The organism is Kerstersia similis (assembly GCF_965139615.1).
Lineage (GTDB): Bacteria > Pseudomonadota > Gammaproteobacteria > Burkholderiales > Burkholderiaceae_B > Kerstersia > Kerstersia similis.
In genome coordinates this window covers 87,110-103,754 of record NZ_CBCSIQ010000014.1, presented here as the reverse complement: position 1 = coordinate 103,754, position 16,645 = coordinate 87,110, and the positions used below count along the sequence as shown (strand labels likewise).

The window sequence follows — 16,645 nt, the reverse complement described above, 5'->3', positions numbered from 1 at the left end:
CCCCCCATGCCCCCCCCGCCAGCGGTACGGCGGAACCGCGCCAGAACAGCGCGCAGGATGGCGCCGCCCATTGGCAAGAGTGGCAAGCGTGGCAGGCCACCTGTCTGGCGCTCACGGACGCCGCCAGGCAAGCGCTGGCGGCTGCGCAGGCCGGCCACTGGGACGATTTCATCGCCCAGGGCCAGCGGTACGCCAATCTCGGCGCAAGGCTACGGCCCAGCGCCGCACTGGCCACCCTGCCTGCCGCCCTCCAGGCAGAATGCCAGCGGCAGCTGCAGGAAGCCCTGGCACTGGAACAGGCAGCCCGCCAGCTGTCGCAACAAGAACTGAATCAGCGGCAAACCGCCATCCACCACACGCGCCAATCGCAACGCCTGCATCGCAGCTACGGCGCCCTGCAAGCGGAATTCAAATGAACGGTCCGGCAGCACCCAATGCGCTGCTGCTGCAACGGCTGGATGCCGTGCTGGGCGTGCCGCTCTCGAAGTACGCCCGCCCGGCCGCGGCGCCCTTCCCTTTGCCTGAACGGCCTGGCCAGGAAACGGCCGCCCACCCTGGCGCGCCGGGCCGCACGGCGGAAGACGCCACCCAGGCCGCCCGGCACGCCTCACGGCGGACCGGGCCTGCCGACCCCTCGGCCAGCCAATCCGGCCCTGGCACCGTGGCTGGCAACCGGCACTACCCCTCATCTCCCACCACGCTCGGGCAAGCTGCCCGCACCATTCTCGCCCTGCTGCAGCAACTACCGCAGTCGCCGCCCGCCCTGACCCTGCGCCAGCCGCTCCTGCCGGCGGCGGACAGGCTCCTGCCCCAAGGCCTGCCGCATGCCACCCCCACCGGCCATCCGCCAGCCCCAACCCTGGCCGCCGGACAAAACGCAGGCATGCCTGCGGCGCCACTTTTGGCTGCACAGTCAGCCACACAATCGACGGCAAAATCGACGGCAAAATCGGCGGCAAAATCGGCGGCAAAATCGGCTGCGCTTCCGAATGGCCTGTCCGCCAGTTCGCCATTGGTGGCGCTGCTGGCGCAGCACCTGATGCGCCTCGTCAACCAAAGTGGCATGTTCTATGAAGCGCAACTGGGCCGCGTCGCCTTCGACGGCCAGCCGGCCGACACGCTGCGGCAGCAGCCTCAGGCAGAGGCCCATGCCAGCCATCCCTCCCACCCGGCATCATCCGGCCCAGCCGCCAGCGCCACGCAAGGCCTGGCGCCCAACAGCCCGGCCGCGCTGACACCGGAACACGCCATGCTGGTGCGCCAGCAGCTGGAAGTCCTGGCCAGCCAGACCTGGCAAGCCAAGGGGGAAGCCTGGCCTGGCGCCCCGATGCAATGGGACATCCAGCGTGCCGCCATCGCCAACTTGCCAGCAGCGCAGCCAGCCACGGAAGAAGACAGCCCGGCACCTGAAAACGAGGCACACGGCCAACAGGAAGAGACCACCACTGGCACCTGGAAAACCCGATTACGCCTGCAATTGCCCAGGCTGGGCGCGGTGGACGTCACCATCAGCCTGCATGGACAGCAATGCGCGCTGCATCTGGAAAGCGCGCTGCATGGCGACACCCTGCGCCAAGGCAGCCATGCCCTGCAACAGCAACTATCGGCCGCCGGCCTGGCGCTGCAAGCCATGCAAATCACCACGGCGGCAACGCCCGACCAGGATGACGCATGAGCACCCGCCACACGCCGCCCCCCGCCACACGCCGCGCCCGAGCGACTGTATTGCGCTACGACCAGCGGGACAACGCGCCGCGTGTAGTCGCCAAGGGCTATGGCGCCATGGCAGATACGCTCATCCGCACTGCCAGGGAACATGGCGTGCCGGTGCATGAATCCCCGGAACTGGTGGAACTTCTGATGCGCGTGGACATGGACGCAGAAATTCCGCCGGCCCTTTACCTGGCTGTCGCGGAGCTGCTGGCCTGGCTGTACCAGCTGGACGCAAACGCGGCGCTAGCAGAGCCGCAAGGCACGGAGGTACAGACCAAAGAGGTGCAGGCCAAAAATATCCGGGCCCAAGATGTGCGGACCACAGACGCACCGACAACAGATGTGCAGATAAATTTCCCACACGCACTAAATCCTGGCGGACAGCAGCCGTAAACCCGGATGTACAGGAAACACAGGGCCCGCCCGGCACCCGCTGGTGAAGGGCCGGGATTCCACCCCGGACGGGGTTTTCCTGGTCAACCGGCAGCAGGACATTGCTGCCTTATCCCTCACAGGAGTCATCTATGTCCGTCATTAATACCAACTACTTGGCTTTGGTGTCCCAGAACAACCTGAGCAAGTCGCAAAATGCCCTGGGCACGGCCATCGAACGCCTGTCGTCCGGCCTGCGCATCAACAGCGCCAAGGATGACGCGGCAGGCCAGGCCATTGCCAACCGCTTCACCGCCAACATCAAGGGCTTGAGCCAGGCGTCGCGCAATGCCAACGACGGCATCTCCATCGCCCAGACGACGGAAGGCGCCCTGAACGAAATCAATAACAACCTGCAACGCGTACGCGAACTGACGGTGCAGGCTTCGACGGGTTCGAATTCAGCCTCAGATCTAAAGTCGATCCAGGATGAAATCGGCCTGCGCCTGGAAGAAATCAATCGTGTCTCAGAACAAACCCAATTTAATGGCGTCAATGTTCTCGCGAAAGATAATGCGCTCACCGTACAAGTCGGCGCTCACGACGCTCAAACGATCACGATTAATCTGAAACAAATCAATAGCACCACATTGAACCTTGACGGCTTCAATGTCAGTGGCCTCTCCGGCCCGCTGAAAAATGTTACTGCCGTTGCTGCAGATGGATCCGTCGCACAGAGTGCATCTATAAACATCGCCATAACTAGTGACGGTGGCACTGGAATCACTGCAACGGCACCCGGCGAAGCATCCAATGCAACGGTTCACGGTTACGGAGCCTACAACTCAACAACCGGTTTGTACGCAAATTACGCAGTCAAAGATAAAGACGGCAACATGTACAAACTTGCTGACGCCCCCAATGCGACGACTGGTACAGTGACAATAAACTTCGCTGACGCTGAAGCAGCGGCAACTGCCAAAGCAGCCTATGAGGCCGATGCTAAAGCTGGTTTAACTTCTACAGCAAAACCATTGAAGGCATTGGATGATGCACTAGCAAAAGTTGATAGTCTGCGAGGCGAGCTTGGTGCAGTACAAAACCGCTTCCAGTCCACCATCGCCAACCTGAACAACACGCTAAACAATCTGTCGGCCGCCCGTTCGCGTATTGAAGACGCCGACTACGCCGTCGAGGTCTCCAACATGACGCGTGCGCAGATCCTGCAGCAAGCGGGTACTTCGGTGCTGGCACAAGCCAATCAGGTTCCGCAAACCGTGCTGTCGCTGCTGCGTTAATCCCTCAGCCGCGTTTCACCTGCCGCCAAGCGCCACGCGCACAGTGTTGCCCGTGGCGGCCCTGGCTGCCGCGCCTGTGCCTTCCCCTGGGTACAGGTGCGGCGCAAAACAGAAGGCCAGCCCTGTTGCCAGGGCTGGCCTTCTGTCATGGAACGGCAGCATGAGAACCGCCGCTGCGCACTCAACCGGCCACGGGGCGATGCGGCCGCATTCAGCGCTTGCGATCCAGCCGCGTTAATACCACCAACAGCCCTATCGCCAGACCTGCGGGCAGCAAAGTCACCAGAATGATCTCCCTGGCCGACCAGCCTAACGCCAGCAAGACACCACCTACACTGGGCCCGACGATGGAACCGATGCGGCCCATGGCTGCCGACCAACCCACCCCCGCCGTCCGCAAGTGTGCCGGATACAGCGATACTGCCAGCGCCGCCTGGCCGATGCAGCCCGTCACCAGCCCCGCCCCCAACCCAGCCACCAGAGGCAGGACATAGGCCATGGGGACAGTGGCGCGGCTGGCAATGGTGATGCAGATCATCGCGAACACGGTGCTGCACATCAACATGCGCTTGATGCCCAGTTTGGCGACGCAGATGATCATGACCAGATTACCCAGCAGCCCACCTACGCCGAAGGCGGCAATGCCCAGCGCTGTCCGCTCCGGCTCAAAGCCGAATTCCAGCAACAAGGTCGGCACCCAGAAGGTCAAGGCATAGTTGGCCACGAAGATCAGGAAAGCAAAGCCCCACAGCAGGCCCGTCCTGGCGCCCAGCCCTGCGCCGAACAGCTGCAGCACCGGGCTGGCTGACGCTGCCCGGGGCGCAACATCCTGCCTGGGCGGCGCAGCCACCCGGCCGGCCGACGCCGGTTTGAGCAAACATGCGAACCATGGCAGGAACAGCAAGGGCACGACACCGCCCAGAATGAAGATGGATTGCCAGCCATAGGCGCGCATCAAATGCCCGCNCAGGAGCCCGCCCATCACCGCCCCGGCCGACAGGCCGCCCGCCACCACCATGGTGCTGGCCTCACGGAAGCGCGCCGGCACCGCTTCGGTCGCTGCGGCCACGGCAATCGGCAAGGCACCGCCCAGCCCGATGGCGGAGATAAAGCGCAGCAGGCTCAGGGAGCCCAGGTCCCAGGCAGCAGCAGTCGCCAGCGTCCCCAGGCCGAACAACAGGACGCTGGCCACCCCGGCTGTTCGCTGGCCCAGGCGCTGTGCGACTGAACCGCACGCCATATAGCCCACCACCGCGCCCAGACTGGTTGCGACAAAAGCGGACGTAAAGGCGGGAATGGGAACGCCCCATTCCCGCGCCAGCCAGGGCACGACGAAGGAAATGGAGGTGGTATCCAGGCCGTCGAGCAAGACAATGATGAAACACACGACCAATGTCACCACCCCGCGACGGGTAGCGCCCGCTGTGGCAGCAGGCTTACCTGTGGATGCAGCAGTTGCAGCAGTTGCAGCAGTTGCAGCAGTTGCGGCACCAGCCGCCAGCGTCGTTTTCTTCATGCTGATACCTCCCCTGCTGCGGCGGGCACGCACGGCATCGCGACGGCCTCTATCCTGTGATCAAGCAACAACGTGATGTGCTGTTGCCCATACAGCGGCCAGTCTGCCAAGCCATCGGCCTTAGGCTGCCCGTGCCGTGCAAAGGCGGCAATGGCCGTTTGCACGGCACGACTCAGCGCACGCATCGCTTCCCTGCTGGCGCCAGCCAGCATGGGGGCCTGCGCCCATTGGGCCAGGTTGCCAAAGACAAACGGCAGTTCCAGGCAATGACATGCCCCGAAACCGGACTGCGGCGCCTGCCAGTCGAAACGATAGACATAGGCCCGTCCGCCATGCGCGCAGTGGCCTTCAGCCAGCACCTGCCCCAGGTGCGTAAAGGTCAGATCGCTCTGCAGCGCCGACAATAAATGCAGCGCATCGCCTGGCACCCGCTGCGCCCTCAGGTTCGCCTGAAGACGCGCCAGCGACGTCCCTGCCGGCTGGGCTGGCTGCTGCGCCAGCAAACGCTCCAGCAGCACCCCGGCTTGCGACTCGATCCGTTCGTTTCCAACGTAGAAGGCCAGCATTTCATCACGTGTGCTGCCGATCAGCAGATCAGTGTCACGCGCCGCGCCCCCCGCCAGCGCCTGTGCGGGCGAACCCGCAATGGTGTCGCCATCGGCCACTGGCATGAATATCGGCATGAGATCTGCGGACTGCGGCACGGTTTCCTGCATCATCTGCGCCTGGGCCCGCAGAATATCCGCCACGGGCAAGGCGCAAGCCGCTGCCCGATCGCCCTGCGCCACCCCCAGCAAAGACAGAAAGCGCTCGGCTTGCCTGGCCATGTCGGCACTGCTGCGCAGGCGATCACCAAAAGGCGCACTCAGCATGGCGGCGCGCCGGAACAGGCCGCGCGTGGCCGGATTGGCCAGCAAGGCGGCAATCGAATAAGCGCCTGCCGATTGCCCCAGCACCGTGATATTGGTCGGATCACCGCCGAAACTGGCCGCGATCAGGCCTATGCAGCGCAACGCCTGGGCCTGATCCCGCAAGCCCAGATTGGCCGGCGCAATACCGGGCAAAGGCAAGAAACCCAGCGCGCCCAGCCGATAGGTCACGTTGATCACCAGCAGACCTTGCTGTTCGGCCAGCCGCCTGCCGTCGTAGCAAGGTGTCGCGCCACCGCCAGACATGAAGCCACCGCCATGCAGGAACACCAGCACCGGTTTGCCAGGGATGCCATCCTCACGCGACCAGATATCCAGGTGCAGGCAATCCTCGTCCTGCGGCATCGGATAGTCGCCCATCACCTGCCGCAGACGCGAAGGCAGCTGGGGCGGAATCACCCCCGTCTGCGTGCAATCTTTCGTACCGTCCCAGGGCGATACGGCTTGCGGTGCGGCAAAGCGCCGCTCGCCCAGCGGCGGCTCGGCATAGGGTACCCGGTGAAAACTCGCCACCGCACCGCAACGGCTTCCCTGTATGGCGCCCAGTGGGGTATGCACCACCACGGGCTGAAATGTCTCCAGCGTATTCATGTCTCTTCCCTGGCCTCCTGAGCCTTGTTTTGTTCTATATTTTTTCCACTCTAACGCAAGGCAGCCGCGCTCAATCGTCCCAATTTCGGGACATAAATGTCCCACTATCAATATGAGAAATCACGACGAGCTTTATATTTTCAAAATGGTGGTGGATTGCGGCGGCATTTCCGCCGCCAGCCGGCGCATGAATCTACCCAAATCGACCTTGGCGCGACGGCTGCAAAGCCTGGAGCAAAGACTGGGCGTGGCATTGTTTCATCGCGGCCCGCGTGCCCTGTTGCTGACCAATATCGGGCGGGATTGTTATGAACAATGCGTCAAGGCCATCAACGAAACAGAGAAGTTTTTTGAAATGGCGGAAACGGCTGGCGGCTCCCCTTCCGGCCCGCTGCATGTCATTTGCCCGCCCTTTCTTGGCACCTGGGTCATAGAAAAACTGGCAGCAGAATTTTCCATGCAGGCCCCTGATGTGCGGCTGCATCTGGAAGCCGCCACCTCCATCATCGACCCGCGGCTGGTGGCAGCCGATCTGATCATCTACGGCTCCTTCCTGCCCTTGCCCAACCTGGATGTAGTCGCCCGGGCCATGTTCGATGTCCCGTATGTGCTGGCGGCTCACCCCAGGCTGGTGGAGCAATTGCCTGCCAAGATCGAACCCGGCATGCTCGCCAGTTTTGATTGCCTGGGTTTCGGCCCGAAAACCAGCCGCTGGATGTGGTCACTGCAGCGTGGCAAGGAGCGCTGCCAGGTCAAATTCACGCCCCGGTTTTCCACCAATCAGATATCCGCCGTGCTGGCCGCCTTGCGGGCAGGCCTGGGCATTGCCGCCGTCCCCACGGCCACCTGCGCGGCAGAAATCGCACGCGGCGACCTGGTCACTATCTGCCCGGACTGGCAAATGGACCCTGCCACCATTTATGCCATCTACCCCAACCGCCGCTCCCTGAGCGCCGCTGCCAGCCACTTCCTGGACATGATGGTCACCAAACTCCCTTCCATGACCAGCCATTACCATGATGCCTTTCATACCCCGGCCCGCGACTGACCGGATAGCCGCAGCCGTGCCTCCTGGCAAGAAAAAACCAGACAGCGCGTTGCACTTTTGGCAACGCGCTATCGTATTCCCCGATTGCTCTCGCGGCCCCCCCAGGCTATTCCTCCGGCATGCCCAAATGCGCCCGCAAGGTCATGCCTTCATAGCGCGTCCGGAACAATCCAGCCCGGGCCAGACCCGGCACCACTTCCTGCAGAAAAAGATCCAGGCTTTGCCAGGCACCGCCCGGCAAGGCGATGAAGCCATCGGCGGCCCCGGCCTGAAACCGTTCGCCAATGGCCGCTATCGCTCCCTGCGGGGTCCCGATGAATTGCCAGTGGGCCGAGCCTGACACTTCCGGCCGGCTCAGGAAATCCTGCACACTGGGCGTTTCCCGTTCGATCAGGCGCCGCATCAGCCGTGCATGCGTCTGGCCCTGGCCCGGCGCGTCATACCCGGCAGGCAGCATATCCAGCTGCAAGGCTTGGGCCGGGTCCAACTGGCTCAGGTCTATGCCCAACAGTTGCTGCACTCGCGCATATTTCCTGTGCATGTCCTGCGCCACATGGGTGTCTTCATACAACTCCCTGGCCTGACGCTCCGTGGGTGCCAGGAACAGGCTGAGCCCCGGCAGCACGCGGATGGCATCCGCCGGGCGGCCATACGCTGCGGCGCGCTCGCGCAGATCCTGGCGCAGTTCCTGGCCGGATGCGATATCAGGCGTGGCCGCAAATACCGCATCCGCAATACAGGCTGCGAAATCCCGTCCCCAGGGCGATGCGCCCGCCTGGAACAAAGGCATGCCGCCGCCGCCAGGATCCGGCACATTTAATGGCCCTTGTACCGAGAAGAACTCACCCTCGAAGTCCAGCGGGCGCACACAGGAAGCATCGGCATAGACCCCGCCCGCACGCTCACAGCGCAAGGCCGACTGCGGATAGCTGCGCCATAACCCACGTACCACCTGCACGAACTCCCGAGCCTTGCGATAGCGCTCGGCAGAAGATGGCATCGCCGCCGCGCCGAAGTTCCGGTTGCCATCCAGGGCCGTGACGACATTCCAGCCCACTCGTCCTCGCGTGACCCAATTCAACGATTGCAGCTGGCGCGCCACGACATAAGGCGGATTGAAGGTCGTGGCGGCCGTTGTCACCAGACCGATACGCTGCGTTGCACCAGCCAGCGCCGCCACCAGTACCGTCGGGTCCAGGCTGCTGAAACCCGGCGATTGCGCCAGGGCCTGCCCGTCCAGGAACAAGGCATCCGGACGGAACAGGAAGTCCAGGCCGGCGACTTCCGCCCGGCGTGCCAGCCCCGTATAGAAACCGATGTCATAAATATCTTCGACCCGGCTATCGGGACGGCGCCAGCCATTGCCCATGAGCCAGGTCACGGCCAGCGACAGGCCGATGCACAGCTGTTTTCTTTGTTCCACCTTGACACTCCCCGATGCCGGCCACCATCTGCAATCCGCGCAAGCGGTGGCAGACGCAGCCGGCCTCTTCATCCATTTATGCGCCCCGCTTACCAGCTATAACGCAGGTTGGCGATCACCGTGCGGCCTGTGCCGTAGTAGCACGACGTGGCCGCCGTGCAAGTCGCTACATAGCGCTTGTCCGCCAGGTTGCTGGCATTGAGGGACAGCCTCAGGTCGCCATTGCCGATATGGCCAATGTCATAGCGCAAGGCTGCATCAAACAGGGTGTACGACGGGATGTGCAGGATATTGGCCAGGTCGCCATAGGTATCGTCGATATAACGCAGGCCGCCACCCAGGCCCAGCCCCTTGAGCGCGCCGCGTTGCACGGTGTAATCCAGCCACAATGAGCCCATCCAATCCGGCACGCGGATCATCTCGTTGCCGACATTGCCGTCGTTGCTGCGCACCACCTTGGAATCCATGCGCGTCACTGCGCCGATCACGCTGAATCCGTCGAAAGGCGTGATGCGGCCTTCCAGTTCGATGCCGCGCACCCGTACCTTGCCTGTCTGAACCTGGAAAGAAGCGCCGGTCGTGACGTTGGTCGGATCGGCCGTGAGCACGTTTTCCTGCGTCAGCTCATAGGCCGACAACATCAGCATGCCGTCTATGTTCTTGGGTTCGTACTTGATCCCGGCCTCCCATTGCTTGCCCTTGAGCGGCTTGAAGGTATCGCCATTGCGCTGCACGCCACCGACCGGCTGGAACGACTGGGAAAAGCTCAGGTAAGGCGCCACGCCGTTATCCGCCAGATAGCTCACCCCCGCCCGCCCGGTGAAGGCGCGGTCGGAAGTCACCGTGCGCACGGCATTCATCTGATTGAGGGTGTCGATGCGGCTCCAGTCCTGGCGTCCGCCCAACGTGACGCGCCACTTGCCCCAAGCCAGCTGATCCTGCAAGTACAGCCCCATCTGGCGGTTCTTCTCGTCCGTGTCCATCTGCACAACGGTCAACGAGGGTTCGAAGTCGTAGTAGGTATAGACCGGATCATAGATATCAATGGCGATGGCGTCCGGCGAGGCATTGGACATCTTGCGCAGGAAATCCCACTTGTTTTCCCGCCAGTCAAAGCCGGCCAATACCGTATGCTCCAGGGCGCCGGTGGCAAACTTGCCCTCTACCCGGGTATCCACGGTTTTCGCATTTGAATCCCCCTCGCCCTGCACGGCCCGGCGCTTGAGGGTACGGCCGTTGGTCAGCGTGTTGAGATCCGTGACGGCAGCGCCACGCACACCGAAGCCTACGGTTGCGCGATAGAGCGAATCGACATGGGTATAGCGGGCGTTCTGGCTCAGCTTCCAGCTGTCGTTGAACTTGTGTTCAAACTGCCAGCCTGCATACCACTCTTTGCGGTCATAGACGTTCCAGTCCGGCTCGCCCAGGAAGGTCTTGTTCTTGATGAAACCTTCAGCCCCCGGCACGACCGTGCCCTGATAAGGCAGGAACTGGAAGGTGCTGCCACCGCTATCTTTCTGGTACATCCCCAGCAAGGTCAGCTTGGTATTGTCATCGTTGAATTTGAACGTCACGCTGGGCGCGACGAACCATTGCTTGTGGCGCACGTGATCCAGCTGCGTTTTACCGCTGCCATGCAGGCCAACCATCCGCCACAGCACGTTTTCATTGTCGTTGGCGCCGCCCAGGTCGAAGGCTTCGGTCGGCCGGCCATTGCTGTCTATCTGGGCCCAGACTGTCTGCAATTGTCCGGCCCGGGGAACCTTGGTGACCTGGTTCACCATGCCGCCAGGCGCCAACTGCCCATACAGCACGCTGGACGGCCCCTTGAGCACTTCTACCCGTTCCAGGTTCCAGGTGTTGAACGAGGCCCGGTTCCAGCTCAAGGTGCCGTCAGACGGCGCCCGCATGCCGTCGAGCATCAGGTTCGCCCCCCAGCTGCCGGCATCGAAACCACGGATATACATATCATCCACGCGGTTATCCATGCCCTGGCTTTCCGGCAGCACCCCTGCCGTGTAGCGCGTGGCTTCGTTCAGATTCTGCACGCCGCGCGCATCCATCTCGTCACGCTCGATCACGGTGACGGATTGCGGCGTTTCGATCAAGGGCGTTTCCGTCTTGGTGGCCGCCCCTATGGTTTCCGCCTGGCGGTAGGCGTTGACCGTGATGCTCTCAAGCAGGGCCGGGGCCTGCGATGCAGCTTCATCGTTTTGCGCGGGCCTTGCATCCTGGGCCGAGGCCTGCCCCCAGGCCGCCATCAAGAGCGCTGTCAGGACAGCGCAGGGAAATGCGGGACGAGCCGCAGCGCTGCGCTGGCCGGTCTGTAGGCCAGCATGCCGTTGCGGCAAGCGCACGGGAGAGGACATCTGCACGGAATTCTCCTTGGTGATAATAAGATTCCTTACCATTTGTGAAATGGTCGCATGTCCGCTCATGCCCGGCCTTCGCCGGACAGGCAAAAATCTTCGATAAAAATGCAATCGGCAAAACTGGCTGGTCAGCGTGCCCGCACCTGGCTGGGAGACAAGCCGAAGCAACGCCGGAACGCCGTGGCAAAGCCGGTCGCATTGGCGTACCCGGCCAGGGCCGCCGCCTGCTCCACACTAATGCCCTCATGCATCAGCGCCAGCCGGGCCTGCCCCAATCTTTCCTTTTGCAGGAAATCGAACACGGTGGTGCCGTAGGCCAGCCTGAAATGGCGCTGCAGCGTGCTGGGCGTGGTGTGCATTTGCCGGGCAATCTGCTCCAGGTTGAGCGGTTCGGCGGCATGCGCCTGCAGCCAGGCCTTGAGTTCGGCCATGCGCCGCAGCGCCAGGCCGGACAAACTTCCGCTTTGTGGCGGCAGGCTGCTCCGGCTGCCTGCCTGAAGGCCGCCATGCACATGGCCCAGCGCTTCGGCAATCAATTCGATGGTGCGGCTTTCCTGGTACAGGCCAAGCAGATAGGGTTGCAATCGCGGCGGATTGAGCAGCTGTTCCGCCAGGGCGCAGGTACGCGGCGATATCGCCCATTGCACGGTGTCCAGGTGGCGGGCCAGGCCGCCCGGTACCGGCTGGCCGCCCGCTTCGCCTTGCGCCTCCTGCAACCAGGTACGTGCCACGCCGATGCTGATGCGGCGGGAGGCATCGCCCCGGCGCACCACCCGGCGCAGATGCACAGGCTCCTGCATGGTAACGACCGCAGCGCTTCCTGTCCTGCCGCCGGCGCTGCTGCGCCCTGCCACCGCCTGCAGTTGCAGCTGGCGCGAGTCATAACGCAAATCCAGTGCGCCTTCGAGCACCAGCACGATCCGGATATGATCATCAATGATGGCTTCGCCCTCGCACGCCTCGGCGTGGGTATCCACGCCGCATTGCAAGGTCAGGCCGGGCCGCAGCTCGCGCCATCCGTGATGCGGCTGTTGCAACGCGAATGCGCTGCCGCCAATGCCGATGCTGCGCCTGTCCGTCATATCCACAGACCACCCTGGCTGTGCCGTGATGCCAATTAATGAGAACGATTATATTTAATCCTGGCGCAGCAGGGAACACGACATGCTGGCCGGCGCCATCGGCCCGGCGCGAGGCTTGCCGGCACCGGTTGGCGGCTGATACCGCGCCAGGCCGGGCAATACCGCAGCCTGCCGCGTCCGCTATCGCCTCCTAGCCCCCTCGCGCCCCCTCGCGCACGCCATGTCCAGGCACGGCAGGCAACCCATTGCCACCTGTGCGCCAACGCCCCTCAATCCCCCAGTACCAGGCCTTCCCGGCGCGGGTCTGTGCCGCCACTCAAACCGCGTTCATCCATGACAATGCCGTTGAGCCCGCTGGGAAACGGCAACAGATTGATTTCATGCCCCATCAGGCGCAAGGGTTCAGCGAGGTTTTCCAGCGCCGTACCGGCCTCCAGTTCGGTCTGGCGGTTCCGGCTGCCCATATTGGGCAATGAAATCGCCTGCTGGATGTCCAGCTTCCAATCCAGCACGCCCACCAATACCTTGGCCACATAGTTGATGATGGCGCTGCCGCCCGGCGACCCCAGCACCATGTATGGCTGATCATTGCGATAGACCACCATCGGCGACATGCTGCTGCGCGGCCGCTTGCCTGCTTCCAGCCGGTTGGCCACCGGCCGGCCATAGGCATCATCGGGCTGCAAAGAGAAATCCGTCAGCTGATTATTGAGCAAAAAACCGCGCACGAAAATCTTGCTGCCAAAGGCCTGCTCAATGCTGCTCGTCATGGAAAGCGCATTGCCTTGCGCATCCACCACCACGATATGGCTGGTAGATGGCAAGTCCGGCGCCTGATCCTGCCCCGGTTCGCGCCTCAGGCCGGGCGGCCGCCCCGGCTCTGCCATACCCATGGAATATTCCGGGTCTATCAAGGCGCTACGGTCATCCAGATACCCCGGATCCAGCAACCCGGCCAGCGGCACCTCGGCAAATGCCGGGTCAGCAACATAGAAGTCGCGGTCGGCATAGGCCAGCCGACCCGCTTCGGAAAAGAGATGCACGGCTTCCAGGCTCATCGGCGCCAGTTGCCTCATGCCATAGGGTTCCAGCACCTTGATCATTTGCAGGATGGCCAGTGTGCCGGAACTGGGCGGCGGCATTCCGCACAGCCGATAAATCCGGTACATGCCGCACAGCGGTTCACGCTCCACCACCTGATAGCTGGCCAGGTCATCAAACGCCAGATCACCCGGTATGGGGTGCTCCTGCACGGCGGCCACGATATCGCGCGCGATGCTGCCATGGTAGAAGGCATCGGCACCCTGGCTGGCCAGCAGGCGCAGCACCTGCGCCAGCCTTGGGTTCTTAAGAATATGCCCGACCGGCCAGGGCGTACCTTCGGGATCGAGGAAATAAGCGGCCGCCTCGGGCTGCGCCCGCAATGCCTGGTTTTCCGCAATCAAGGCATGCAAGCGGGGAGAAACGGCAAAGCCCTGCTCGGCCAGTTCAATTGCGGGCTCGAACAATTCCGCCCAGGGCAATTCACCATGCGCCTGGTGCATGGTTTCCAGCAAACGCACCAAGCCCGGCGTGCCGACTGACAGGCCGCTATTGACCGCCTGCGACATGGGCAAAGCTCGCTCGCCCGCCATGAAGCGCTCCGGCCGCGCTGCTGCTGGCGCCGTTTCCCGGCCATCATAGGCATGGAGCCGGCCTTGCCCGGCATCGTGATACATCAGGAACGCGCCGCCCCCCAGCCCGGACGACTGCGGTTCCACCAGCGTCAGCACCAATTGCGCGGCAATGGCGGCATCCGCAGCGCTACCGCCGCGCGCCAGAATGCGATAGGCCGCCTGCGTCGCCAAAGGATTGGCCGTGGCCGCCATGAAATGATCGGCCTGCACCAGCGTCTTGCTGACCTGTCCGGTCGCCGCTTCGGGATTCAGGTCGGGGGCTTCCAGCTTGGCAGCAGCCGGCCAGGCAAGCAATGCGCCGGCCAGCAGGCACCAACCCGGCAACAGACGCAAACGGAGGGTAGGAAATGTGAAACGCATGGCAGGGGTGAAACGCATGGCAGGGCCGCGCCGCGGACGGGCAGCAGTCGTGAGTCCAGAGCCTGCCACGATATCACGCATCCCCCAGACCGCGTTCTGCGAAAAAACACCAAAATGATGCATTAAGCTAAATTACGCAGCGAAAAATACAGATAAATAGGCCATTTCACCTGAGACCACCTGCTGCCACCGGCCCCCACCCGCGCCCTGAAGCCTGTCAGGCATCATCCGCATGGCCGTCAAATCCCTGTCATGCCACTGCGCCAGACTGTCGGCTCCGAACTTCCAAGGAACAGGGTGCCTTCGATGAATTTTCCTTTGCGCGCATCGGCATTGGCCATGATGCTGGCGGGCCTGCTCAGCGCCTGCGGCAGCGACAACAACGACTCCGATACGCAGGAACCGTCTGCGCCGCTGGCACTGACCATCCTGCATATCAATGACCATCACTCCCACCTGGACAGCGAAAGCCGTACCGTCAAACTGAAAAATCCTGACGGGACAGTGGTGGATGTCACTGTGCCTTCCGCCGGCTTCCCGCGAGTGACCACGGCCTTCCAGCAGCTCGCTGCCGGGCACGATAATGTCCTCAAGCTGCATGCTGGCGATGCCCTGACCGGCACCCTGTATTTCAACCGTGCCGGCAGCCTGGGCGCTGCCGACGCCGCGCTGATGAACACCGTGTGTTTCGATGCCATGGCCATCGGCAACCATGAATTCGACAAGGGCGATGCCGGCCTGGAAACCTTTATCGACGAACTGCACAGCGGCAGCTGCAAAACTCCGGTACTGTCCGCCAACGTCCAGTTCGGCAATAGCTCCCCGCTCAAGGGCAGCAACAAAGTCTCGCCGTCCACGGTCATCCAGCGCGACGGCCAGAGCATCGGCCTGGTCGGCCTGACGATCGCCAGCAAGACCAAGCAATCCTCTAGCCCGAACGCCGACACTGAATTCGAAGATGAAGTCGTCGCGGCCCAACGTGAAATCGACCGCCTGCAATCCCAGGGCGTGAACAAAATCGTCATGTTGAGCCACATCGGCTACACCTACGATCTGGAAGTCGCCAGCAAGCTCAAAGGCGTGGATGTCATCGTCGGCGGCGACTCGCACACGCTGCTGGGACCCAAGGACAAGCTGTCCCGCTATCTCGACGCCGATATCAGCCAGGGCTATGACTACCCGACCCGCGTCAAGGACAAGGATGGCAACACGGTTTGCGTGGTGCACGCCTGGGAATACTCGCAGGTCGTTGGCGAATTGACCGTGAACTTCGATGCCAACGGCAAGGTCGAGAACTGTGAGGGAACGCCGCGCGTGCTGATCGGCGACAGCTTCCAGGTGAAGGATGGCAGCAGCCAGCGCGCCGCCACCACGGCCGAAGCCAGTGCCTTCCAGGCCGACATCAAGGAAAGCGGCATCCTGTATGTCGCCGCCGAAGACCAGAAAGCCGTCTCTACCCTGGCGCCGTTCAAGGCCGAAGTGGACAAATTCAAGGCCAAGCAAGTCGCCATCGTTCCGCAGGAACTGTGCTCGCGCCGGGTACCCGGCGGCCCCGGCTCCATCGACTACTCGCGCTCAGCCTCCTGCGCCAACGGCCAGACCGCCGTCAGCGCCCGCGGCGGCGATATCCAGCAACTGGTGGCGCAAGCCTATTACGACATTGCCAACAGCAACTATGGCGGCGCTGATATCGCGCTGCAAAATGGCGGCGGCGTGCGTGTGCCGCTGAAGGGCAACGTCACAGCAGCGAACGTCATCGAAGTGCTGCCCTTTGCCAACATGCTATGGAAAATGACCGTCAGCGGCCAGGAGGTCAAGGACACGCTGGAAGACGCCATGGACATGGTGTTCAACGATAAGCCGTCCTCCGGCCCCTACCCGTATGCCGGCGGCCTGCGCTGGCATGTGGATGCCAAGCAGCCCAAGGGACAGCGGGTCAGCAAGCTGGAAGTGTTCAATCGCAGTACCCAGCAATGGCAGGCCCTGGATCTGCAACGCCAGGATTACACGCTGTTCCTGCTGAGCTTCGTCGCCCAAGGCGGCGACGGCTACGCCACCCTGGGCAATCTGCCGGATTCACGCCGCCTGGATGTTGGCGTACTGGATGCCGACGCCTTCCAGGAATGGATAGATACCCGCACCGAGAAAGACGGCGCGACCGGACTGCCCATCCTGCGCCCGGTAAACGACGCTTTCTACAGCACGCAAGGTTTCACCTCCCCGTAAACCCACTGTAAAACCGCTACATCAAGCAAGCTGAAAACA

At 62.8% G+C, this 16,645-nt stretch carries 11 protein-coding genes and 2 pseudogenes; 6 read left to right on the top strand and 7 right to left on the bottom strand.

Annotation, left to right across the window (positions count from 1 at the left end):
• From ACNA1V_RS10415 to ACNA1V_RS10400, 4 genes and pseudogenes are all read left to right on the top strand, one after another.
• A partial coding sequence (locus tag ACNA1V_RS10415) for a flagellar protein FliT (protein WP_415833548.1) occupies positions 1 to 416 on the top strand: 416 nt, incomplete at its 5' end.
• On the top strand, positions 413 to 1,675 hold the full coding sequence (fliK, locus tag ACNA1V_RS10410) for a flagellar hook-length control protein FliK (protein ID WP_415833547.1): 1,263 nt from the start codon (positions 413 to 415) through the stop codon (positions 1,673 to 1,675). The genes ACNA1V_RS10415 and fliK, both read left to right, overlap by 4 nt.
• Positions 1,672 to 1,947, top strand: a pseudogene (locus ACNA1V_RS10405) (EscU/YscU/HrcU family type III secretion system export apparatus switch protein); the annotation flags it as partial. The gene fliK and the pseudogene ACNA1V_RS10405, both read left to right, overlap by 4 nt.
• Before the next feature lie 290 nt (positions 1,948 to 2,237).
• Entirely contained in the window at positions 2,238 to 3,383 is a 1,146-nt protein-coding gene (locus ACNA1V_RS10400) for a FliC/FljB family flagellin (RefSeq protein WP_415833546.1), read from the top strand.
• Between the two features lie 211 nt (positions 3,384 to 3,594).
• On the opposite strand, the pseudogene ACNA1V_RS10395 reads toward ACNA1V_RS10400, so the two are convergent.
• The 3 genes and pseudogenes from ACNA1V_RS10395 to ACNA1V_RS10385 form a co-directional block, all read right to left on the bottom strand.
• Positions 3,595 to 4,349, bottom strand: a pseudogene (locus ACNA1V_RS10395) (MFS transporter); the annotation flags it as partial.
• Between the two features lies 1 nt (position 4,350).
• The coding region (locus ACNA1V_RS10390; protein ID WP_415833545.1) for an MFS transporter at positions 4,351 to 4,899 on the bottom strand (549 nt) is incomplete at its 3' end.
• A complete protein-coding gene (locus ACNA1V_RS10385) occupies positions 4,896 to 6,419 on the bottom strand; it encodes a carboxylesterase/lipase family protein (protein ID WP_415833544.1) in 1,524 nt (507 codons plus the stop codon). The genes ACNA1V_RS10385 and ACNA1V_RS10390, both read right to left, overlap by 4 nt.
• 112 nt (positions 6,420 to 6,531) lie before the next feature.
• Here ACNA1V_RS10385 and ACNA1V_RS10380 point away from each other — a divergent pair, with 112 nt between their 5' ends.
• On the top strand, positions 6,532 to 7,467 hold the full coding sequence (locus ACNA1V_RS10380; RefSeq protein WP_415833543.1) for a LysR family transcriptional regulator: 936 nt from the start codon (positions 6,532 to 6,534) through the stop codon (positions 7,465 to 7,467).
• A gap of 106 nt (positions 7,468 to 7,573) precedes the next feature.
• Here the strand turns inward: ACNA1V_RS10380 and ACNA1V_RS10375 are convergent, their stop codons facing one another.
• From ACNA1V_RS10375 to ggt, 4 genes are all read right to left on the bottom strand, one after another.
• The gene (locus ACNA1V_RS10375) at positions 7,574 to 8,890 is read right to left on the bottom strand and encodes an NtaA/DmoA family FMN-dependent monooxygenase (protein ID WP_415833542.1); all 1,317 of its coding nucleotides are present in this window, start codon (positions 8,888 to 8,890) and stop codon (positions 7,574 to 7,576) included.
• 89 nt (positions 8,891 to 8,979) lie between these two features.
• Entirely contained in the window at positions 8,980 to 11,259 is a 2,280-nt protein-coding gene (locus ACNA1V_RS10370) for a TonB-dependent siderophore receptor (RefSeq protein WP_415833554.1), read from the bottom strand.
• Positions 11,260 to 11,390: 131 nt separating this feature from the next.
• On the bottom strand, positions 11,391 to 12,344 hold the full coding sequence (locus ACNA1V_RS10365; protein WP_415833541.1) for a helix-turn-helix domain-containing protein: 954 nt from the start codon (positions 12,342 to 12,344) through the stop codon (positions 11,391 to 11,393).
• Positions 12,345 to 12,613: 269 nt separating this feature from the next.
• On the bottom strand, positions 12,614 to 14,380 hold the full coding sequence (gene ggt, locus ACNA1V_RS10360; protein ID WP_415833553.1) for a gamma-glutamyltransferase: 1,767 nt from the start codon (positions 14,378 to 14,380) through the stop codon (positions 12,614 to 12,616).
• Between the two features lie 306 nt (positions 14,381 to 14,686).
• On the opposite strand from ggt, the gene ACNA1V_RS10355 reads away from it, so the two are divergent.
• Entirely contained in the window at positions 14,687 to 16,606 is a 1,920-nt protein-coding gene (locus tag ACNA1V_RS10355; protein WP_415833540.1) for a bifunctional metallophosphatase/5'-nucleotidase, read from the top strand.
• Positions 16,607 to 16,645 lie beyond the last annotated feature (39 nt).